The sequence below is a fragment of the Mesorhizobium sp. M1004 genome, assembly GCF_040318795.1.
Classification (GTDB): domain Bacteria; phylum Pseudomonadota; class Alphaproteobacteria; order Rhizobiales; family Rhizobiaceae; genus Mesorhizobium.
Map to the genome: position 1 here is coordinate 56,686 of NZ_JAMYNB010000014.1, position 18,911 is coordinate 75,596.

The 18,911-nt window shown below is 64.1% G+C and carries 20 protein-coding genes; 9 read left to right on the forward strand and 11 right to left on the reverse strand.

The window, feature by feature from the left end; translation table 11 throughout:
- Nucleotide 1: 1 nt before the first annotated feature.
- From NKH54_RS25620 to hemC, 3 genes are all read right to left on the reverse strand, one after another.
- Nucleotides 2-1,492 (reverse strand): COG4223 family protein, encoded by a 1,491-nt coding sequence (locus tag NKH54_RS25620; RefSeq protein ID WP_023821973.1) that lies wholly within the window; start codon nucleotides 1,490-1,492, stop codon nucleotides 2-4.
- A gap of 112 nt (nucleotides 1,493-1,604) precedes the next feature.
- The gene (locus NKH54_RS25625) at nucleotides 1,605-2,318 is read right to left on the reverse strand and encodes a uroporphyrinogen-III synthase (protein WP_023710201.1); all 714 of its coding nucleotides are present in this window, start codon (nucleotides 2,316-2,318) and stop codon (nucleotides 1,605-1,607) included.
- Nucleotide 2,319: 1 nt separating this feature from the next.
- Nucleotides 2,320-3,243 (reverse strand): hydroxymethylbilane synthase, encoded by a 924-nt coding sequence (hemC, locus tag NKH54_RS25630; RefSeq protein WP_023710202.1) that lies wholly within the window; start codon nucleotides 3,241-3,243, stop codon nucleotides 2,320-2,322.
- 101 nt (nucleotides 3,244-3,344) lie between these two features.
- Between hemC and tsaD the strand changes: the two genes are divergently transcribed.
- The 6 genes from tsaD to NKH54_RS25660 all read left to right on the forward strand — a co-directional run bounded on the left by tsaD (nucleotide 3,345) and on the right by NKH54_RS25660 (nucleotide 7,459).
- Nucleotides 3,345-4,430, forward strand: coding sequence for a tRNA (adenosine(37)-N6)-threonylcarbamoyltransferase complex transferase subunit TsaD (gene tsaD, locus NKH54_RS25635; protein ID WP_196813837.1), 1,086 nt, complete (start codon nucleotides 3,345-3,347; stop codon nucleotides 4,428-4,430).
- The gene (locus tag NKH54_RS25640) at nucleotides 4,427-5,443 is read left to right on the forward strand and encodes an NAD(P)H-dependent glycerol-3-phosphate dehydrogenase (protein WP_023710204.1); all 1,017 of its coding nucleotides are present in this window, start codon (nucleotides 4,427-4,429) and stop codon (nucleotides 5,441-5,443) included. The genes tsaD and NKH54_RS25640 overlap by 4 nt, the downstream gene beginning before the upstream one ends.
- A 24-nt stretch (nucleotides 5,444-5,467) precedes the next feature.
- On the forward strand, nucleotides 5,468-5,764 hold the full coding sequence (locus NKH54_RS25645; RefSeq protein ID WP_023687732.1) for a YciI-like protein: 297 nt from the start codon (nucleotides 5,468-5,470) through the stop codon (nucleotides 5,762-5,764).
- An 88-nt stretch (nucleotides 5,765-5,852) separates the two neighbouring features.
- On the forward strand, nucleotides 5,853-6,278 hold the full coding sequence (locus NKH54_RS25650; RefSeq protein WP_023670487.1) for an EVE domain-containing protein: 426 nt from the start codon (nucleotides 5,853-5,855) through the stop codon (nucleotides 6,276-6,278).
- Entirely contained in the window at nucleotides 6,233-6,931 is a 699-nt protein-coding gene (locus tag NKH54_RS25655) for a class I SAM-dependent methyltransferase (protein WP_352916006.1), read from the forward strand. The genes NKH54_RS25650 and NKH54_RS25655 overlap by 46 nt, the downstream gene beginning before the upstream one ends.
- Nucleotides 6,932-7,036: 105 nt before the next feature.
- Nucleotides 7,037-7,459, forward strand: coding sequence for a DUF1761 domain-containing protein (locus NKH54_RS25660; RefSeq protein WP_023710206.1), 423 nt, complete (start codon nucleotides 7,037-7,039; stop codon nucleotides 7,457-7,459).
- Nucleotides 7,460-7,474: 15 nt separating this feature from the next.
- Here NKH54_RS25660 and gcvA read toward each other — a convergent pair whose 3' ends face one another.
- On the reverse strand, nucleotides 7,475-8,395 hold the full coding sequence (gene gcvA, locus NKH54_RS25665; protein ID WP_023683901.1) for a transcriptional regulator GcvA: 921 nt from the start codon (nucleotides 8,393-8,395) through the stop codon (nucleotides 7,475-7,477).
- Between the two features lie 134 nt (nucleotides 8,396-8,529).
- On the opposite strand from gcvA, the gene NKH54_RS25670 reads away from it, so the two are divergent.
- Entirely contained in the window at nucleotides 8,530-8,769 is a 240-nt protein-coding gene (locus NKH54_RS25670; protein ID WP_023670491.1) for a hypothetical protein, read from the forward strand.
- Between the two features lie 183 nt (nucleotides 8,770-8,952).
- On the opposite strand, the gene NKH54_RS25675 is transcribed toward NKH54_RS25670, so the two are convergent.
- Entirely contained in the window at nucleotides 8,953-9,489 is a 537-nt protein-coding gene (locus NKH54_RS25675) for a L,D-transpeptidase family protein (protein ID WP_245264527.1), read from the reverse strand.
- Nucleotides 9,490-9,634: 145 nt separating this feature from the next.
- Here NKH54_RS25675 and NKH54_RS25680 point away from each other — a divergent pair, with 145 nt between their 5' ends.
- Together NKH54_RS25680 and NKH54_RS25685 are read left to right on the forward strand one after the other, a co-directional pair.
- Nucleotides 9,635-10,318 (forward strand): response regulator transcription factor, encoded by a 684-nt coding sequence (locus NKH54_RS25680; protein WP_023670493.1) that lies wholly within the window; start codon nucleotides 9,635-9,637, stop codon nucleotides 10,316-10,318.
- A 177-nt stretch (nucleotides 10,319-10,495) separates the two neighbouring features.
- Nucleotides 10,496-10,951, forward strand: coding sequence for a cyclic nucleotide-binding domain-containing protein (locus NKH54_RS25685; protein WP_023670494.1), 456 nt, complete (start codon nucleotides 10,496-10,498; stop codon nucleotides 10,949-10,951).
- Between the two features lie 159 nt (nucleotides 10,952-11,110).
- Here NKH54_RS25685 and xth read toward each other — a convergent pair whose 3' ends face one another.
- The 6 genes from xth to tesB all read right to left on the reverse strand — a co-directional run bounded on the left by xth (nucleotide 11,111) and on the right by tesB (nucleotide 18,844).
- On the reverse strand, nucleotides 11,111-11,917 hold the full coding sequence (gene xth / locus NKH54_RS25690) for an exodeoxyribonuclease III (RefSeq protein WP_023698380.1): 807 nt from the start codon (nucleotides 11,915-11,917) through the stop codon (nucleotides 11,111-11,113).
- A 198-nt stretch (nucleotides 11,918-12,115) separates the two neighbouring features.
- Nucleotides 12,116-12,796 carry an outer-membrane lipoprotein carrier protein LolA gene (locus tag NKH54_RS25695; RefSeq protein ID WP_023683897.1) on the reverse strand — a complete coding sequence of 227 codons (681 nt, stop codon included), beginning with the start codon at nucleotides 12,794-12,796 and terminating at the stop codon, nucleotides 12,116-12,118.
- Between the two features lie 138 nt (nucleotides 12,797-12,934).
- A complete protein-coding gene (locus NKH54_RS25700) occupies nucleotides 12,935-15,604 on the reverse strand; it encodes a DNA translocase FtsK (RefSeq protein ID WP_023736792.1) in 2,670 nt (889 codons plus the stop codon).
- A gap of 345 nt (nucleotides 15,605-15,949) precedes the next feature.
- The gene (locus NKH54_RS25705; RefSeq protein ID WP_023670498.1) at nucleotides 15,950-17,380 is read right to left on the reverse strand and encodes an ammonium transporter; all 1,431 of its coding nucleotides are present in this window, start codon (nucleotides 17,378-17,380) and stop codon (nucleotides 15,950-15,952) included.
- Nucleotides 17,381-17,411: 31 nt separating this feature from the next.
- Nucleotides 17,412-17,750, reverse strand: coding sequence for a P-II family nitrogen regulator (locus NKH54_RS25710; protein ID WP_023670499.1), 339 nt, complete (start codon nucleotides 17,748-17,750; stop codon nucleotides 17,412-17,414).
- Nucleotides 17,751-17,968: 218 nt separating this feature from the next.
- A complete protein-coding gene (gene tesB / locus NKH54_RS25715; protein WP_023683895.1) occupies nucleotides 17,969-18,844 on the reverse strand; it encodes an acyl-CoA thioesterase II in 876 nt (291 codons plus the stop codon).
- Nucleotides 18,845-18,911: the final 67 nt, after the last annotated feature.

The following is an 18,911-nucleotide window of genomic DNA, read 5'->3' on the forward strand; positions in this document are numbered from 1 at the left end:
CTCATGCCTTCATCGCACCTGCAATCAGCGCGTCGACCTGCGTCTCGACGTCGATGCGCGCCTTCAGTTTGCCGGCAAAGTCGGCGCCGGCAGCCTTGACCGCATCCGGCAGCGTTGCGTATTCGCTGAGCGCCTTGGCGTAGTCGCCCTGGTTGACCGCCACTTCGATGCGCGCCACGGTTTCCGGCGCGCCGGCGCCTTCGACGGCGCCGATCGGCCGGACCTTGACCAGCGATTCGGCGCTCGACAAAAGGTTCTGGAAGAAGCCGGCATTTTCATCGACCGGCGTCGCCGCCGCGACCATCGCATTGGCCGCGGCGTCGGCCTCGCCGGCGATCTCGGTGCGGGTCGGGACGCCCTTTTCAGCGTAGGGGCGCAGCGCTGCAATCTGCGGTGCATCGGGCGAGATCGCCGCGAAGGTCTCCAACTCGGCGGCGAACGGCGCGCCGCGGTCAAGCGCCGCCTTCAAGGCCGAAGCGGCGATGGCCATCGCGATCTTTGGCTGCGAGGCCTGCGCATCGACCTTGCCGGCGAGCTGCATCACCGACTGCTCCAGCGCGGCGATCTTGCCTTCCTGCGCCTTGGCTGCCTCGCCGGCCGATTTCACCAGTGCGTCGAGGCCCGCCAGTCTTTCATTGAGCGGCGCGAGATCGACGGGCGCTGCACCACCGGCCTGGCCAAGGGCGGCGACCGCGGTCTCGATCTGCTTGACCTTGTCGCCAAGCGCGGCAAGCCCGGCATTGTCGCCGGCGCCGCCCTTTTCGACCGCCGATTTCAGCGATGCGACATCGGCCTTGACCTGATCCAGCGCCGAAGACAGCCCGTCGACCTTGGCCGTTGCGGCGCCATTGCCGCTGGCTTCCCTGAGGTCGGCGATTTCGCGCTTCAGCGAAGCGATCTCGCCATTGACGCCGTCGAGCGAGACCGTGCCCGCCCCTGAGCCCGGAGCGCCAAGCACGCCGGCAAACTGCAGCCCGCCGGCGGCAGCCAGCGCGATGACACCGCCGATGATGCCGGCGGCAATGCCGCTCGTGCGCTTCGGTTGCGCGGCCATGGGCTGGTTCCCGGCTGTCCTTGGGGTTTCCTTGGGTGCACCCGGCTTGGGCGAGGCATCCTCGAAACTGTAGTCGGAGGTTCTGGCGCGCGGTGGCGCATCCGAAGCGGTGGGGTAAGGCTGCTCCGCCTGGGTGGACGCCTTGGCATCGGCGCTTTCGGGAGCGGCCTGCGCCGCGGCGTCGGAGTGCTCCCACGGCTCGAGATCGGCTTGATCGGCATGAACGGGCTCGTCAGGCGTCTCCGGCTGCGCATTGGCCATGGCAGCCGCATCCTCGGCCGCAACCGATTCTGCCGGGGCCCCGACGTCATCCGAGTTGGCGACATCCGTCTTGGCGGCATCCGCATCGGCAATGCGCGAGACAGCGCCGGGTTCGAGTTCGATGGTCACCGGCTCGCGGCGGCTTTTCGAATGTCGCATCTTCGGCGTCTTGACCATGCCTGGGCTCCGCAATCCTGCTTCGTCTGGGCGCCCGACGGCGCGTGATGGTTTGAAAAATGGTCTAGCACATCATCATCAGGTGAAAAGGGGCGGCGTGATGACACGGGGCTCAGTCGCCGCGGTGCAACAGCTCAAGCAGCGCCTCCTCCTGCGGTTCCCGCGCCATGCGTATTTTTTTGCCGGCGGCATTGTCAAATGCCGCTGCCACGCGCTCGGAGAGCGCAAAAGCCTGCATGTTTTCAAAGAGATCGCGCAGCCCCGCCCTGTTGGTCAAGGCCTGCAACGCTGCCGCCGCCTTGGCTGAATAGAGCAGCACCGCGTCGACCGCCTTGTCGGACAGGCGTGTACGGGTTTCAGCATCGGAATAATCGAGCGAAATCGTGTCGTAAGTTTCGACGGTGCGGACCTCGACGCCGGCATTTCGCAGCCGCGCCTCGAAGGGCGGAAACCGCACGCGCCCTGTGAGATAGACGACCGCCTTGCCGGAAAGGCCGGCGGCAATCGCCTCGGCCAGCCGCTCGGCGTCGCCCGCCCCTTCGCTGACCGACAAGAACCCTGCCGAACGTGCCGCTTCAGCCGTCCTGCGTCCGACGGCATGGCAAGGCAAGGCGGCGAGCGCACGAATGAGTTCTTTCGGCGCATGCCGCACGGCATTGGCGCTGGTCACAGCGACGGCCACGGCATTGTCGCACGCAGCATCGGCGCCAACCGGCAGTGTCACCGTTTCGGTCAGTGGCAGAAGGAGAGGCTCAAATCCCAATTCCTGCAGCCGCCGCATGGTTCGCGACGCCCCGGGCTGCGGTCGCGTCACCAGGACACGCATGTCAGACCCAGCCGTCGAAGAAGGTTTCGCCCGCTTTGACCCGCACCATCCTGGCCGCGTCCGTGCCGATGTCAGCGGCATCCAGCGCCAAGCCTTCGGCCTTGACCTCATGCGATTGCGTGCCATCGGGCGAAATGATCAGCCCGGCGAAAACCAGCCTGCCGCCCGAGATCGTCGCATAGCCGGCGATCGGCGTGCGGCAGGAGCCGTCGAGCGCCGCCAGGAAGGCGCGCTCACAGGCCAGCGCCTGGCCTGTCGGCACATCATGGATGGCCACCAGCATCTTTTCGACCTCGCTGTCGCCGATGCGGGTTTCGATGCCGATTGCGCCTTGTCCCGGCGCCGGCGGAAAAGCATCGAGCGGCATCAGATCGGTGACGACATGGCCGAGCCCGAGCCGCTTCAGCCCGGCATAAGCGAGGATCGTGCCTTCGGCGACGCCTTCCTCCAGCTTGCGCAGCCTGGTCTGCACATTGCCGCGGAACATGACCACGCCTAGGTCCGGCCGCATGCGCCGGATCAGCGCCTGGCGCCTGAGCGAAGACGACCCGACCTTGGCGCCTTGCGGCAAATCAACAATGCGCTTCACCGCCTTTCCGATGAAGGCGTCCCGCGCATCCTCGCGCGGCAGGAAGGCGGACAGCTCCAGCCCGTCCGGCAGCACTGTCGGCATATCCTTGGAGGAATGCACGGCGATATCGATCGTGCCGGCCAGCAGCGCCTCTTCGATTTCCTTGGTGAACAGGCCCTTGCCGCCGGCTTCCGACAGCGGCCGGTCCTGGATGCGGTCGCCGCTGGTCGAAATGACGACGACCTCGAAGGCTTCCGCCGGCATGCCGTGCGCTTCCATCAGCCGCGCCTGCGTTTCATGCGCCTGGGCGAGCGCCAGCGGGCTGCCGCGTGTTCCGATTTTCAAAGTTTGCATGGCGCGCGGTCCGTGATAACCCCCGGCTGGCTTTGCGTTTCCGGCACTCCCTCTAACTAGGAAAGTCCGGCGACACAATCTCTGGAGACAGCGACGAATTGATCCGCGTTCTGGGCATTGAGACGAGTTGCGACGAGACCGCCGCCAGCGTGGTGACGCTGGAAGGCGATTCCGTGCCGGTGATTGCGTCCAACATCGTGCTCAGCCAGATCGAGGAGCACGCCGCCTTCGGCGGCGTCGTGCCGGAGATCGCCGCGCGCGCCCATGTCGAGGCGCTGGACGGCATTGTCGAGGCCGCTCTTGCGGATTCGGGCGTAGCCCTGGCCGACATCGACGCCATTGCCGCCACTGGCGGCCCCGGCCTGGTCGGCGGGCTGATCGTCGGCCTGATGACGGCCAAGGCGATTGCAGCGGCCGCCGGCAAGCCGCTGATCGCCATCAACCATCTCGAAGGCCACGCACTGACCGCAAGGCTGACCGACGGGCTCGACTTTCCCTATTTGCTGCTGCTGGTTTCCGGCGGCCACACCCAGATCGTCGCCGTGCGCGGCGTTGGCGACTACCAGCGCTGGGCGACGACCATCGACGACGCGCTCGGCGAAGCTTTCGACAAGACGGCCAAAATGCTCGGCCTGCCCTATCCCGGCGGCCCGAACGTCGAAAAGGCGGCAATGTCGGGCGATGCGACGCGCTTTGCCTTTCCGCGGCCGATGAGGGGCTCGGCGCAGCCCGATTTCTCCTTCTCCGGCCTCAAGACCGCCGTGCGCCAGGCGGCGACCGCCATCCAGCCGCTAAGCGAGCAGGATGTCGCCGACATCTGCGCCTCGTTCCAGGCGGCGGTAGCCGACGCACTTGGCGACCGCGTGGCCCGCGCGCTGGCCCGCTTCCGTGACGAATTTCCGGACAAGGCCGAGCCGGCGCTGGTCGTTGCCGGTGGCGTCGCCGCCAACAGAGCGATCAAGGCGACGCTGCAGAAGCAGTGCGCCGAGGCCGGCTTCGCCTTTGTCGCGCCGCCGCTGAAGCTTTGCACCGACAATGCGGCGATGATCGCCTGGGCCGGGATCGAGCGGTTGCGGGCAGGCTTGTCGCAAGAGAACGGCTTCGATTTCGTGCCGCGTTCGCGCTGGCCGCTGGACAGCATTTCGGCGCCGATGGTCGGCTCCGGCCGGCGTGGAGCGAAAGCATGAGCGCCGGCAAGACAAGCGGCAGGGACAAGACCGGCTGGCGCGTTGCCGTGCTTGGCGGCGGCGCCTGGGGCACGGCGCTGGCGCTGGCGATGCTGCGCGCCGGTCACGATGTCCGGCTCTACGCCCGCGACGAAGAGACGGTTTCCGCGATCCGCCGCGGCGAGAACCCGCGTTATCTCCCCGGCATCGCCATTGAAACAGGCATTGCGGCGACGAGCGATATCAGCACGGCCCTGACCGATGCCGATTGCGCGCTGGCCGTGGCGCCGGCGCAGGCGCTGCGCGCCATGCTGACGACGGCAAAGCCCCATATGCCGAAAGGCATCCCGCTGGTTCTCTGCGCCAAAGGCATCGAGCGCGACACCGGCGCGCTGCTGTCGGCGATCGTTGGTGAGATCCTGCCCGAAACTCCGGTTTCGGCCTTGTCCGGTCCGAGCTTTGCCGCCGATGTGGCCAGGGGTCTGCCGACCGCTGTCGTGGTTGCTTCCCCCGACGACGCCTTGGCGGCCGAGCTTGCCGCGCGCTTTTCGGCGCAGAATCTGCGCTGCTATTCCAGCGACGATTTGATCGGCGTCGAGATTGGTGGCGCTTTGAAGAATGTCTTCGCCATTGCCGCTGGCGCCGTCACCGGCGCTGGGCTCGGCGCCAGCGCGCAGGCCGCCATGGTGACACGCGGCTTCGTCGAACTGCGCCGCATCGGGGCATCCTTCGGCGCCAAGCCGGAGACGCTGATGGGGCTTTCCGGCCTCGGCGACCTTTTGCTCACCTGCTCTTCGGCCCAGTCGCGCAATTTCGCCTATGGGCTGGCGCTGGGGCAAGGCAAGCCCTTGGCCGGACTGCCGCTCGCCGAAGGCGTGCCGACGGCGGCGATCGCCGCCCGCATCGCCACCGAGCGCCACATCGACGCGCCGATCATCGCTGCGGTGTCGGCGATACTGGACGGCACGATCACCATTCGGCAGGCTGTGTCCGCGCTGATGACGCGACCCCTGAAAACCGAAACCGACCTCTGATCCCCAAACAAACCGGAGTTTAACATGCTGTTTGCGTTGATTTGCAAGGACAAGCCGGGCAGCCTGCAGGTGCGGGTCGATACGCGGCCGGTCCACGTCGCCTTTCTCGAACGCCTGAACGCCGACAACAAACTGGCCTTTGCCGGCCCGTTCCTCGACGCCGAGGGCAAGCCCAATGGCAGCCTCGTCGTCGTGGAAGCGCCCGACCTCGCCGGTGCGCAGGCGCTGTCGGCTGCCGACCCCTATGCCAAGGCCGGGCTGTTCGAAAGTGTCGAAATCCGCCAGTGGAACTGGACCTTCAACAAGCCGGCGGCTAGTTAGTTCCGGCGGCGCCTAGAGCGATCCCAGGAAAATTGTGTAACGGTTTTCCGTCCGGAATTGCGCAAAAAATAGTAGTTGGTGCAAAGACATGAACTACTGGCTGTTCAAATCCGAACCTTCGGTCTTCTCCTTCGAGGCGCTGAAGGCCAAGGGCAAGGCCGGCACGCAGTGGGACGGCGTGCGCAACTATGCAGCGCGCAACAACATGAAGGCGATGCAGATCGGCGATCTCGGCTTCTTCTATCACTCCAATGAGGGGCTGAACGTCGTCGGCATTGCCGAGGTCTGCGCGCTTGCCCATCAGGATACCACCACCGACGATCCGCGCTGGGAATGCGTCGACATCCGCGCCTTCAAGGACGTGCCGAACCCGCCGACGCTGGAGCAGGTCAAGGCCAATCCGAAGCTTGCCGAGATGGCGCTGGTGCGGCTTGGACGGCTTTCCGTACAGCCGGTGACGCCGGCCGAATGGAAGGAAGTCTGCCGCATGGGCGGCCTGACGCCGGCTCCGTGACGGTCCTCACGCCGAACAGCGCGAAAAAGTTCATTCTCGACAACACGGCGCTTATGTCGCCGCCGCATGTGCCGGAGATTGTCCTCAATCTTGCCGAAGAAGCGCATGACCTCTGGCAGCGCACGGAGAACGAGCTGATTGAAATCGGCCTGCCGCCGCCGTTCTGGGCCTTTGCCTGGGCCGGCGGTCAGGGCCTTGCCCGTTACGTGCTGGACAATCCGTCGGATGTGCGGGGCAAACGCGTGCTCGACTTCGCCTCCGGCTCCGGCCTTGTCGCCATCGCCGCCGCCAAGGCGGGTGCGGCGCAGGTGATCGCCGCCGACATCGACCCGTTCTGCGAAACGGCGATCCGCCTCAACGCAGAGGCCAATGGCGTTGCCATCGACTTTTGCGGCACGGACTGCATCGGCACCGACGCCGGCTGGGACGTGGTGCTGGCCGGCGACGTCTTCTACGACAAATCCTTCGCCGACACGCTGATGCCGTGGTTTTCGACACTGAAGGCGCGCGGCGCTGACATCCTCGTCGGCGATCCGGGCCGCTCCTACATGCCGAAGGCGGGACTGGAGCCGCTCGCAGTCTACGAAGTGGCGGTGACGCGGGCGCTGGAGGACGCCCTGGTCAAGCGCACCACGGTGTGGCGCTTCGCTTGACGGCATTGCCGAACAGGCGTTCCATCGCGCATTGATTTGAAGAATACGCATGTCGTTATCCCAGAACCGTCAGGCTTTGGGCTGCATGCTTGAGGGGAGGACTTTATGGATTTTTCAGTGGTGAACTGGCTGGCGGTGGTTGTCGCGGCCGTCGCGGCGTGGCTGTTTGGCGCCGTCTGGTACACGGCCCTCAGCAAGCCTTGGATGAGGGCGGCCAGGATCGATCCGTCAACGTCAAAGAAATCCATATTGCCCTTCATCATCTCCTTCATCGCCGAGCTGATCATGGCGCTGGTCTTGGCCTTGGTCGTCGGCGCGATGACCGGCGGCGAGCCGGTCCTTGTCGCAGGGCTGGTCTTCGGCTTCGTCCTCTGGCTGGGTTTCGTCGCCACGACGCTGATGGCCAACCATCGCTATGAGAATTTCGGCTGGGACCTGACCCTGATCGACGGCGGCCACTGGCTCGGCGTGCTGTTGATCATCGGCGCGGTGATCGGCTGGTTCGGGGCGCCGGTCGTCGCCAGCTGAGGCCTGCAGAAGTCGTCAGGTCTGCGTCCTGGCGACTTCGTCGAGGATCCATTCGCGGAAAGCGATGATGCGCGGATCGTTGGCAGTGCTCTCGGGATAGACCAGGAAGTAGCCGAACTCCGGCCCCACGCGCAGACCGAGTTCAAAGGGCTGCACCAGCCTTCCCTGGGAAAGGTCGTTTGCCACCATGGCGAACTCGGCGAGCGCCACGGCATTGCCGTCGAGCGCCGCCTGCACGGCATCGGTAGAGGTTCCAAACACGATAGTCCGACTGTCGTCGAAATCGTTGATGCCGGCCGCCGCCATCCACATGCGCCAGTTCGGCCATGTCACGCCTTGGCGCGACCATTCGATATGGGCAAGCGTGTGGTTGAAGAGGTCGCGCGGTTCGCGCAGCGGCGGGCCGGAGGTCAGCAGGCTCGGGCTGCACACCGGAATGAGGATGTTGTCGAACAGGCGATGGGCGCGAAGCCCCGGATACTTGCCGACCCCGAACCGGATGCCGACATCGACGTCGTCGAGTTCGAAATCGCGCACTTCGTAGCCGATGTCGAACCTCAGCTCGATACTGGGCTGAAGTTTGCGAAAATCGTCGACGCGCCGCATCAGCCATTTTGACGCGAACTGCGCGTCGAGCGTCACCTTCAGCAATGCCGTGCCGCGCGTCAGCTTGCGCGCCCGCGACACCGCCCGGTTGAGCAGGTCGAGCGCATCGATCGAGGCCTCGAACAGCACCGTACCTGCCTCGGTCAACCGGATGGTACGACTGGTTCGCGTGAACAGCACCAGCCCGAGCTGATCCTCGATTTCCTTGATCTGGTGGCTGACCGCCGCCGGCGTCAGCCCGAGCTCGTCGGCAGCGCGGGTGAAATTGAGGTGGCGGGCGGCGGCTTCCAGAGTCCTCAGCGCGCGCGTTCCGGGCAACAGACGGGACATCCCCGTATCCTCAAATAAAACTTGACGATCCGAAAAGAACTACTCGTTTCTCGCATGGATTTCAATGCGGCATGATGCATCCATCGAAACACCATCAAGCCGGATTTGATATCCGGCGGAACACGGAGCGCATCATGTCCATCTTCGTTTTGAACTCGCCAGCAGCTCGCTCGAACTGGTTGCATGCCGTAACGGACTGGCTTCGCCAGGCGAAAGTCGCCATCAACCTGCCGCGCCAGGACGTGGAGGACCTTTCGGATCGCCAACTGCGCGATGTCGGCGCGCAGCGCAAGGACGTGACGCGGGCCGTGGACCGGGAACTCGGCCGGCTTGGATTGCTGGACACTGGGTGGCAGAAGCCGAGAAGGCGTTAGGCAATGGTGAGTAGTGAGTAGTGAGTAGTGAGTAGTGAAGGATTGAAACGACGCCGAGACCATCCTACTCCCTACTTCCTACTTCCTACTTCCTACTTCCTACTTCCTACTTCCTACTTCCTACTTCCTACTTCCTACTTCCTACTTCCTACTTCCTACTTCCTACTTCCTACTCCCTACTCCCTACCTCACCACCCTCACCACCGTCCGGTCCGACACCAGCGGCAACAGCCGCGCCATTGTCCGCGCTGTCACCGCCACGCAGCCTTGCGTCGGTGTGAAGCCTGGGCGCGCCAGATGGAAGAAGATGGCGCTGCCGCGGCCGCGCCGGCGCGGCGCCATGTTCCAGTCGAGCACAAGGCAGGCATCATAGAGGCGGTCGTCGCGCCGCATTCGCTCATGGCTGGCGCCATAGGGGATTTTCACCGGCCGGTTGTAGTTGCGGTCGTCCGGCACCTCGCACCAGCCGAGATCGGCGCCGATCGGCGCCATCGCCAGCTGGGTTTTGCGGCCGGCCGCGAAATGATCGCCCCGAAAATATCCTGACAAAATCCGCATCTCGCCAAGCGGCGTCGCACCGTCGCCTTCGCGCTTATTGGCCGAGATGCCGCCGCGTCCGAGCGCACAGGCAAACACCTTGCTGCCGGCCTGCAATATCCCCTGGCTGGGGTTGCCCGGCCTCGCCCGAACCACCAGCACACGCAGCCTTTTCGGCAAAATTGCGCCGGCTGCATTGCGATCGCGTTTTTTCTTGTATGATCGTGTCACGGAACAAATCACTGTGATCGGACTGTTGCGCCGGTCAGCTTCCGCATAAATGGGAGGCGGTCAACTGAAAATTCTTTTCAAAACAATGGATTGATCCATGACATCACGTACCATTCTGATCGTTGACGATGATGACGACCTGCGCGGAACCCTCGTCGAGCAACTGGCCCTTTACGAAGAATTCGACGTCTTGCAGGAAGCGACCGCCGCCAAAGGCGTCGCCGCGGCGCGCGGCGGGCTCATCGACCTGCTCATCATGGATGTCGGACTGCCCGACATGGATGGCCGCGAGGCGGTGAAGATCCTGCGCAAGGGCGGCTACAAGGCGCCGATCATCATGCTGACCGGCCACGATACCGATTCCGACACGATTCTGGGCCTCGAGGCGGGCGCCAACGACTATGTCACCAAGCCGTTCCGCTTCGCCGTGCTGCTCGCCCGCATCCGCGCACAACTGCGCCAGCACGAGCAGAGCGAGGACGCCACCTTTTCGGTCGGGCCCTACACGTTCAAGCCCAGCCAGAAGCTTCTGATCGACCAGCGCGGCGGCAAGGTGCGGCTGACCGAGAAGGAAGCCTCGATCATCAAATATCTCTATCGAGCCGACCAGAAGGTGGTGACGCGCGACGTCCTGCTCGAGGAAGTGTGGGGCTACAATTCCGGCGTCACCACGCACACGCTGGAAACTCACGTCTACCGGCTGCGCCAGAAGATCGAGCGCGATCCTTCCAATGCTGAAATTCTTGTGACAGAAAGCGGCGGCTACAAGCTGGTTCCTTAAACTTTTCATTGTTCAATAAGCGGTCGGGGCGGGACTGTTTCGGGGAGGATCCGGCTGGGGGAGCCTGGATCGGCCCGCTGCGCAGATTGAAGTGTTAGAGCGTCCTTTGCGCGTCCAATTGGACGCGCGGCGCTCTAAGGGAGGGATTGGACTGACCGTTCGGGGACGCAGCTAGAGATGGCGCTGGATGACGACATCCGCATCCTGTCCGCCGTGAAGCTCTTTGAGGGTTTCACGCAGGAACAGCTGCGCCTGCTCGCCTTCGGCGCCGAAGCCACCCATCTGCAGGCCGACCGCAAGCTGTACCGCGAGGATGACGAAGCCGACTCAGCCTATATCGTGGTCAGTGGCCGCATCGTGCTCTACCGCGAGCATGACGGCGACCGCATCCCGATCGGCACCGCCGGCCCCGGCACGATCCTCAGCGAACTGGCGCTGATCGCCGACTCAAGACGGCTGACCAGCGCCTCGGCCGAGACCGATTCGGAAGTGATAAGGTTGAGCCGCAAGATGTTTCGCCGCATCCTGGAGGAATATCCCGAAGTGGCGGTGAAACTGCACCAGCGAATCCTCGATGATTTTCAGGCCATGATCGCCCGCATCGAGAAGTTGGCCCCAAGGTTTGGCGGGTAGGTCCCCGCGACCGCGCTCACGCTTGGGTGTGTCGAGATTCAGGTCAGGCCGAGTCGAAAATGGCTGATACCGAAAACCGGAGCGGAGCGTACTCAAAGTACGCACCGGAAGCGCAGGTATCGGCCATTGCAGGCCGGCCTCACCTGAATATCGGCACGCCTAATCCAGGTCGAACCGCGCAATCACCGGCACATGGTCCGAGGGCCGCTCCCAGCCACGCGCCTCTCGCAGGATCTCATAGCCGGCAAAGCTCGGCACCAGGTTCGGTGACGACCAGACATGGTCGAGCCGGCGGCCGCGGTTCGAGGCTTCCCAGTCCCGCGCGCGATAGCTCCACCAGGTGTAGAGCTTCTGCTCTGGCGGCACGTCGAGCCGCATCAGGTCGACCCAGTCGCCGGCGATCCGCATCGCGTCGAAATTTTGCGTCTCGACCGGCGTGTGGCTGACGACGTTGAGCAATTGCTTGTGCGACCAGACATCGTGCTCCTGCGGCGCGATGTTGAGGTCGCCGACCAGGATCGAAGCCGACACCTCGTCATGCGCGGCGTGGATGGCGTTCATCTCGGCAACGAAATCGAGCTTGTGGCGGAACTTGCGGTTGATCTCCGGATCGGGCTCGTCGCCGCCGGCCGGCACGTAGAAATTGTGGACCAGGATTGCCTTGCCGCCGGCCTGCACCTTGACCGACAGGTGCCGGCTGTCATCGATCTCGCAGAAGCGCCGTTTCTCGACAATCTCGATCGGCCGCCGCGCCACCGTCGCAACGCCGTGATAGCCCTTCTGGCCATGGAAGGCGATGTGCTCGTAGCCGGCCTTGCGGAACGCCTTTTCCGGAAACAGCTCGTCGGGAACCTTCGTCTCCTGCAGGCAAAGCACATCGGGCGCCTGCTCCGTCAGCAGCCGCTCGACGATCGGCATGCGCAGGCGCACGGAGTTGATGTTCCAGGTGGCGATGGAGAAGGGCATGCGGCGATCCGAACAAGGTCACCGATCTACTGCCAGCCGAGCGCCACAAAAACAAGCCAGCCTTTGCGGGCGGCGGCCCTGATTCAGGTCAGGCCGAGTCGAAAATGGTGGTCTCCGAGAACCGGAGCGGAGCGTACTTAAACCACGTGAGCGCCGGAAGCGCAGGAGATCGCCATTTGCAGGCCGGCCTGACCGGATCTAGCGGTGGTTGGTATTCAGCTCGCGGTTCGCCGTATAGTCGATGGCGAACGTATCCGCAGGGAAGCTGACGCCTTCCTTGGTGTTGTAGATCATCACCGTGGTGTCCTTGCCCTGCGCGTCGGTGATGGTCCACTGGCGCAGATCATAGGATTTCGGATCGAACATCATGGTGATCTTCGAATTGCCGAACACCGACTTGTCGGCAAGCTGGATGGTGGTGAGGTCGCTCTCTTCCTTGATCGATTTGACGCGGCCGCCCGAGAGGTCGATCTTGGTGTCGAGCAACAGCTTCAGCGGTGTCTTCGACAACGGATAGAGATCGGACGTTTTCAGCCGCTTGTTGAGGATGACCACCGACTTGCCGTCGGAAATCACCCGGAAATTCGACTTGCCGTCATAGTTGAAGCGAATCTTGCCTGGCCGCTCAAGGAAGAACTTGCCGCCGGTCTGCTGGTTGTTGGGGCCGAACTGGACGAACTCGCCGCTCATCGATTTGACCGAGGAGAAATGGTCGGCGATCTTTTGCGCCGTCGGCGGCACCGCCGCCTGCGCCGAGGCCAAGAGCTGGAACCCCGGCACGACGTTGATGGCCGCGGCGCCGGCGAGCATCAGGCCAAGGCCGAGCAACTGGCGACGGTTTGGAGCGAAATCGCTGATCGCGGAAAGATCGTTTTTCATGCCGGTCACTCTCGTGTGGTGTGTGTCTCGTTGCAGTTCGTGGACCCCCAGTTAGACTTAAGTTTGGCGGGCCGGACAGCGCTCAGTCGCTGTAACGCGCCAAAAGGTTCAAGGTTGCCGCCGGGCCGTATCGGCTGATCAGAACTTGTCGTCCTCGGTCGGCACCAGGATTTCGCGTTTGCCGGCATGGTTGGCCGGGCCGACAATGCCTTCCTTCTCCATCTTCTCGATGATCGAGGCGGCGCGGTTGTAGCCGATGCCGAGCCGGCGCTGGATATAGCTGGTCGACGCCTTGCCGTCGCGCAGCACGACCGAGACCGCCTGGTCGTAGGGATCGTCGGAATCCTCGAAATTGCTGTTGCCGCCACCGCCAGCGCCGCCCTTGCCCGACGGCTCGTCATCGTCCTCGCCGTCATCCTCGGTGATGGCGTCGAGATATTCGGGCACCCCCTGCAGCTTCAGATGGGCGACGATCTTCTCGACCTCGTCGTCGGCGACGAATGGACCGTGCACGCGCTGGATGCGGCCGCCGCCGGCCATGTACAGCATGTCGCCCATGCCGAGCAGCTGCTCGGCGCCCTGCTCGCCCAGAATGGTGCGGCTGTCGATCTTCGACGTCACCTGAAAGGAGATACGGGTCGGGAAATTGGCCTTGATGGTGCCGGTGATGACGTCGACCGACGGACGTTGCGTCGCCATGATGACATGGATGCCGGCCGCGCGCGCCATCTGTGCCAGGCGCTGCACCGCGCCTTCGATGTCCTTGCCGGCGACCATCATCAAATCGGCCATTTCGTCGATGATGACGACGATGTAGGGCATTGGCTCGAGATCGAGGTTCTCGGTCTCGTAGATCGCCTCGCCGGTCTGGCGGTCGAAGCCGGTCTGCACGGTGCGCGAGATTTTTTCGCCCTTCTTTTCAGCCAACTGCACGCGCGCGTTGAAGCCGTCGATGTTGCGCACGCCGACCTTGGACATCTTGCGGTAGCGGTCCTCCATCTCGCGCACCGTCCATTTCAACGCCACCACGGCCTTCTTCGGGTCGGTGACCACCGGCGTCAGAAGGTGCGGGATGCCGTCATAGACGGAAAGTTCGAGCATCTTCGGGTCGATCATGATCAGCCGGCAGTCCTGCGGCGTCAGCTTGTAGAGCAGCGACAGGATCATGGTGTTGATGGCGACGGACTTGCCGGAGCCGGTGGTGCCTGCGACCAGCACATGCGGCATCTTGGCGATGTCGACGATCACCGCCTCGCCATTGATGGTCTTGCCCAGCGCCAGCGCCAGCTTGGACTTGGTCGTCTCGAAATCGCGGCTGGCCAGGATCTCCCGGAGATAGACGGTCTCGCGCTTGGCATTCGGCAATTCGATGCCGATGGCGTTGCGGCCGGGCACCACGGCGACGCGGCAGGCAATCGCGCTCATCGAGCGGGCGATGTCGTCGGACAGGCCGATGACGCGCGACGATTTGATGCCGGGCGCCGGTTCCAGTTCATAGAGCGTGACGACGGGGCCGGGCCGTACCGCGATAATCTCGCCCTTGACGCCGAAATCCTCCAGAACGCCTTCGAGCAGGCGCGCATTCTGCTCCAGCGCGTCCTTGGACAGGCTGGCGTCGCGCACCACGTTCTTCGGCTCCGACAGGAAATGCAGCGACGGCATTTCGAATGTTTCCGAGCCGATCAGCGAGGTCTGCGCCTCGCGCTGGACGCGCGCGCCGGGAGCGGGACGCGGCGCAGGTGCGGCGACGCGGGTCGCCGCATCTGACCGGAAGTTCTGCACCTTGGCGTTCGGCGCGGCACGGCGCTGGACCGGCTCGTCGTCGAGTTCGACCTCCTCGTCGCCATTGTCGAAACCGGCATCGAGGACGTCGTCATCGTCCGGATCGACGGAAACGCTGCGGTCATTGACCATGGCGGCGAAGAATTCCGGCTCGACGCGGGCGCGGCCATCCGGGCTCATCCGCGCTTCGGCGAATTCCGCCGATTCGACCCGTTCGGCGGCGCGGCGCCATGCGGTGGAGCGCTGCTCCATCTCCGGCTCGAACTCGTCGCGCTCCTGCTGGCGGCGCACAGCCCGGCGATGCATCCAGGCGCGGAAAGACAGCCACCAGTGGGTAACGGCGCCGAGCGCCAGTATCCCCTCGTCGCCCTCATCCTCGTCTTCGTCGAAGAGCAGGTCGTCCTCTCGGGGATCGGGCTCCGCGGTGCGCTCCATGACGGCAAAGCCGTTCTTGCGCGCAATCAGCGCCGAGCCATAGGCAAACAGCCACAGCGCCGGCGCAATGAGCACCATGGCAATGATGCTGGCAACGATGCCGGTCGGGTAGCCGCCAATGACCAGGCCCGGAATATTGAGCACCATGTCGCCGAACACGCCACCGAGGCCGGTCGGCAACGGCCACGTCTTGGGCGGCACCACGCAGCCGGCCATCGCCGCCGCGAGCAGCGCGAAGCCGAACCAGGCAAGGCCGCGCTTCGGCAGCCTGTCGACGCCGCGCGCCGAAAACAGAAGAAAGCCCCAGATCACCGCCGGCACCAGGGCGGCAACCGCGGCAAGGCCGAAGAACTGCATGGCGAGGTCGGAGAATACCGCGCCCGCATAGCCCATGGCGTTGGTGACGATGTTGTCGGTGGCGTGCGAGAAGCTGGGATCGGCGACGTTCCAGGTCGCCAGCGCCGCGACGCCAAAGGCGACCAGCGCAAACAGGCCGGCGCCGACCAGCCGCCCGACCTGGCGCCGCGCGAATGCCTGGATGCCGTGCCCCGTATCGGTTAGCGCGAGCGGTGCTGAAGCCCCTGAACGCATGCTTCGTTCCCCGTCTGTCATGGACTGGCCGGGCGCATGACGCACTCCGGCAGATTCGGATGTCAGACTATCGGGGGGAAGTTAAGGCCGCATTAACTATACGGCAGCCGGAGCCACGATCTTGCTCACTCCACTGTAGGCAGTCTCAACAGTTCAGAACCAATCCGGTCGACGTCTCCCCGCCGGCGGCCATCACTAGAACGTGATTGCGCAGGGACCGAGGCCTGCCAGCACGGTTGCCAAAAAGAGAGGCCCGGAATGACCCGGGCCTCAAAGCGTGAACTCCTTTCGGGAGCGTCACGACGGGATGGGAGAATGCGGGGCGGCCGAGCCGCCCCGCAAGGCTTACGAGTGGTAGGCCGCTTCGCCATGCGAAGTCAGGTCGAGGCCTTCGCGCTCGGCGTCGGCTGTCGGACGCAGACCGATGATCAAGTCGACGACCTTGTAGAGGATTGCGCTGCCGATGCCCGACCACAGCAGAGTTACCAGGACGCCTTTGCCCTGCGCCAGGAGCTGCGTGGCCGTGCCGGCATAGCCGGCGGCGAAGTCGGCCGTCGAATAGTCGACGATGCCGGCGCCGCCGAGGGCGGGATTGACCAGAATGCCAGTGCCGAGCGCACCGATGATGCCACCGACGCAGTGGACGCCGAAGACATCGAGGCTGTCATCATAGTCGAACGTGTTCTTCACCACCGAGACGAAGAAGTAGCAGACGAAGGTGGCGACGATGCCAAGCACGATAGCGCCCATCGGGCCGGCAAAACCTGCAGCCGGCGTAATCGCGACGAGGCCGGTGACCGCGCCCGAAACAGCGCCGAGCATGGAGGCTTTGCCGCGCAGCAGCGATTCAAGCACGATCCAGGCCACTGCCGCCGCCGCCGTGGCGACGAAGGTGTTGATCATCGCCAGCACCGCATAGGCGTTCGCTTCGAGGTTCGAACCGGCGTTGAAGCCGAACCAGCCGACCCACAGCAATGAAGCGCCGACCATGGTCAGCGTCATCGAGTGCGGCGCCATGATGTCCTTCTTGTAGCCGATGCGCTTGCCGATCATCAGCGCGCCGACGAGACCGGCAATGCCCGCATTGATGTGAACGACCGTGCCGCCGGCGAAGTCGATGGCGCCGAAGCTGAAGATCAGGCCGGACGGGTCGGCATAGGCGCTCGGGCCGCCCCAGAACCAGACCATGTGCGCGATCGGGAAGTAGATTAACGTCACCCATAGGATAACGAAAAGGATCAAGGCGGAGAATTTGACGCGTTCGGCGAATGCGCCGACGATCAGGGCGGGCGTGATGCAGGCGAAGGTCATCTGGAAGACGACGAACACCAGTTCAGGAATGGCGACGCCCTTGCTGAAGGTTTCCGAAAGCGTCGATACGTTGACGCCGGAGAGAAACATCTTCGAAAGGCCGCCGACGAAGGCGTTGCCCGGGGTGAAGGCGAGGCTGTAGCCGTAGAAGACCCAGATGATCATGACCACGCTGGTGATGGTGAAGACCTGCATCAGCACCGACAGCATGTTCTTGGTACGAACCAGGCCGCCGTAGAAAAGCGCAAGGCCGGGAATGGTCATCAACAGCACCAGCACGGTGGAAATCATCATCCACGTGGTGTCGCCCTTGTCGACAGTAAAAGCCGGCGCTGCTGGCGCTGCCGCCGCGACGGCGGGAGCCGCCTCCTGCGCGAAGGCAGCAACCGTGCCCAATGCTCCGAGCGCTAAGGAGCCCAGCAGCGCGGAGCGTGCCACTGACTTCAAGGTGGAAGGTATATTCATTGAACTCTCCATTGGAATACGTGTTCGCCGCTCAAAGTGCGTCGGTGTCTGTTTCGCCGGTACGGATGCGCACCGCCTGATCGATGCCGAAGACGAAGATCTTGCCGTCGCCGATCTGGCCGGTCTTGGCCGCCGCCGTGATGGCTTCGACGGCCTTGTCGACCAAGTCTGTGCTAACCGCGACTTCGATCTTGATCTTCGGCAGGAAACTGACCGCGTATTCCGCCCCGCGATAGATTTCCGTGTGTCCCTTCTGACGCCCGTAGCCTTTGACTTCGGTGACGGTCAGGCCCTGGATGCCGACGGCGGTGAGTGCTTCGCGCACCTCGTCGAGCTTGAACGGCTTGATGATTGCCATCACGATTTTCATAAGGTTTCACCCTTTGCTGTTGCGGTCCCCCGCGTTTGCACACCTTCACCGATCCCAAAAAGCCCGGAGAGTGCCCAACAGGATTCAAGCTCCGTGCCAGTTGCCGAAGCAGGGTGTTAACTCATTGTAAATAAACGGATCGCTCGAGTCCCGGCGCCACGGTGCGCACTGTCAACGGACAGTCACTGATTAAAAAGTAGGCAATTTTTCGAAAATGCCTATTCCGCAGGCGGCCGCTTCAGCCGGATCAGGCCTTCCTGGGCAACCGAGGCGATCAGCGTGCCGTCGCGGGCAAACAGCGAGCCGCGGGTGAAGCCGCGCGACCCCTGCGTCGACGGGCTGTCCTGCGTGTACAGGATCCAGTCATCGAGCGGATGGCTGCGATGGAACCACATCGCATGGTCGAGGCTCGCCGCCTGGATGTCGCGGTCGAAAATGGCGCGGCCGTGCGCAAAGGTCGAGGTGTCGAGCAGCGTCATGTCGGAGAGGTAGGCAAGCACCGCCGCCTGGATGCCGCGGTCGGCCGGCACCGGGCCGGTGGTGCGGATCCAGATGTTCTGCTGCGGCTCCAGCTTTTCGCGGCTGGTGTAATGCTTCAGCATCACCGGCTTCATCTCGATCGGCCGGTCACGCTCCCAGTAGCGCTTGATGCCGTCCGGCACCGCCTCGCCGAACTTGCCCAGCAATTCGCGCTGCGACAACAGGCTGTCGGGCGGCGGCACGTCGCGCGGCATCGGCAGCTGATGCTCAAGGCCAACCTCGTCCTGCTGGAACGAGGCTTCCAGCGAAAAGATCGCCTGGCCGTGCTGGATCGCCACCACGCGCCGCGTGGCGAAGGAGCCGCCATCGCGGATGCGGTCGACCTCGTAGACGATCGGCACCTTGGTGTCGCCGGGCCGCATGAAATAGCCGTGCAGCGAATGCACGTGGCGCTCGGGCTCGACGGTGCGCTGCGCGGCGACCAGCGCCTGGGCGATGGTCTGGCCGCCGAAAACGCGCTGCCAGTCGAGCTTGGGGCTGCGACCACGGTACAGATTGTGTTCCAGCTGCTCGAGGTCGAGAATGCTGAGAAGCTCGTCCATGGCCGCCGTCATGCTTCGTGACCTCGCCGTAAGATGCTATGGCGGTTTCCAACAGGAATGGCGGGCAGTCAAGGCCGGA

Excerpts from the sequence above, each read along its gene's own strand:
- NKH54_RS25620 (WP_023821973.1), bottom strand. The coding sequence starts at position 1,492 with ATGGTCAAGACGCCGAAGATGCGACATTCGAAAAGCCGCCGCGAGCCG.
- NKH54_RS25625 (WP_023710201.1), bottom strand. The coding sequence starts at position 2,318 with ATGCGTGTCCTGGTGACGCGACCGCAGCCCGGGGCGTCGCGAACCATG.
- hemC (WP_023710202.1), bottom strand. The coding sequence starts at position 3,243 with ATGCAAACTTTGAAAATCGGAACACGCGGCAGCCCGCTGGCGCTCGCC.
- NKH54_RS25640 (WP_023710204.1), top strand. The coding sequence starts at position 4,427 with ATGAGCGCCGGCAAGACAAGCGGCAGGGACAAGACCGGCTGGCGCGTT.
- NKH54_RS25645 (WP_023687732.1), top strand. The coding sequence starts at position 5,468 with ATGCTGTTTGCGTTGATTTGCAAGGACAAGCCGGGCAGCCTGCAGGTG.
- NKH54_RS25650 (WP_023670487.1), top strand. The coding sequence starts at position 5,853 with ATGAACTACTGGCTGTTCAAATCCGAACCTTCGGTCTTCTCCTTCGAG.
- NKH54_RS25655 (WP_352916006.1), top strand. The coding sequence starts at position 6,233 with ATGGAAGGAAGTCTGCCGCATGGGCGGCCTGACGCCGGCTCCGTGACG.
- NKH54_RS25660 (WP_023710206.1), top strand. The coding sequence starts at position 7,037 with ATGGATTTTTCAGTGGTGAACTGGCTGGCGGTGGTTGTCGCGGCCGTC.
- gcvA (WP_023683901.1), bottom strand. The coding sequence starts at position 8,395 with ATGTCCCGTCTGTTGCCCGGAACGCGCGCGCTGAGGACTCTGGAAGCC.
- NKH54_RS25670 (WP_023670491.1), top strand. The coding sequence starts at position 8,530 with ATGTCCATCTTCGTTTTGAACTCGCCAGCAGCTCGCTCGAACTGGTTG.
- NKH54_RS25680 (WP_023670493.1), top strand. The coding sequence starts at position 9,635 with ATGACATCACGTACCATTCTGATCGTTGACGATGATGACGACCTGCGC.
- NKH54_RS25685 (WP_023670494.1), top strand. The coding sequence starts at position 10,496 with ATGGCGCTGGATGACGACATCCGCATCCTGTCCGCCGTGAAGCTCTTT.
- xth (WP_023698380.1), bottom strand. The coding sequence starts at position 11,917 with ATGCCCTTCTCCATCGCCACCTGGAACATCAACTCCGTGCGCCTGCGC.
- NKH54_RS25695 (WP_023683897.1), bottom strand. The coding sequence starts at position 12,796 with ATGAAAAACGATCTTTCCGCGATCAGCGATTTCGCTCCAAACCGTCGC.
- NKH54_RS25700 (WP_023736792.1), bottom strand. The coding sequence starts at position 15,604 with ATGCGTTCAGGGGCTTCAGCACCGCTCGCGCTAACCGATACGGGGCAC.
- NKH54_RS25705 (WP_023670498.1), bottom strand. The coding sequence starts at position 17,380 with ATGAATATACCTTCCACCTTGAAGTCAGTGGCACGCTCCGCGCTGCTG.
- NKH54_RS25710 (WP_023670499.1), bottom strand. The coding sequence starts at position 17,750 with ATGAAAATCGTGATGGCAATCATCAAGCCGTTCAAGCTCGACGAGGTG.
- tesB (WP_023683895.1), bottom strand. The coding sequence starts at position 18,844 with ATGACGGCGGCCATGGACGAGCTTCTCAGCATTCTCGACCTCGAGCAG.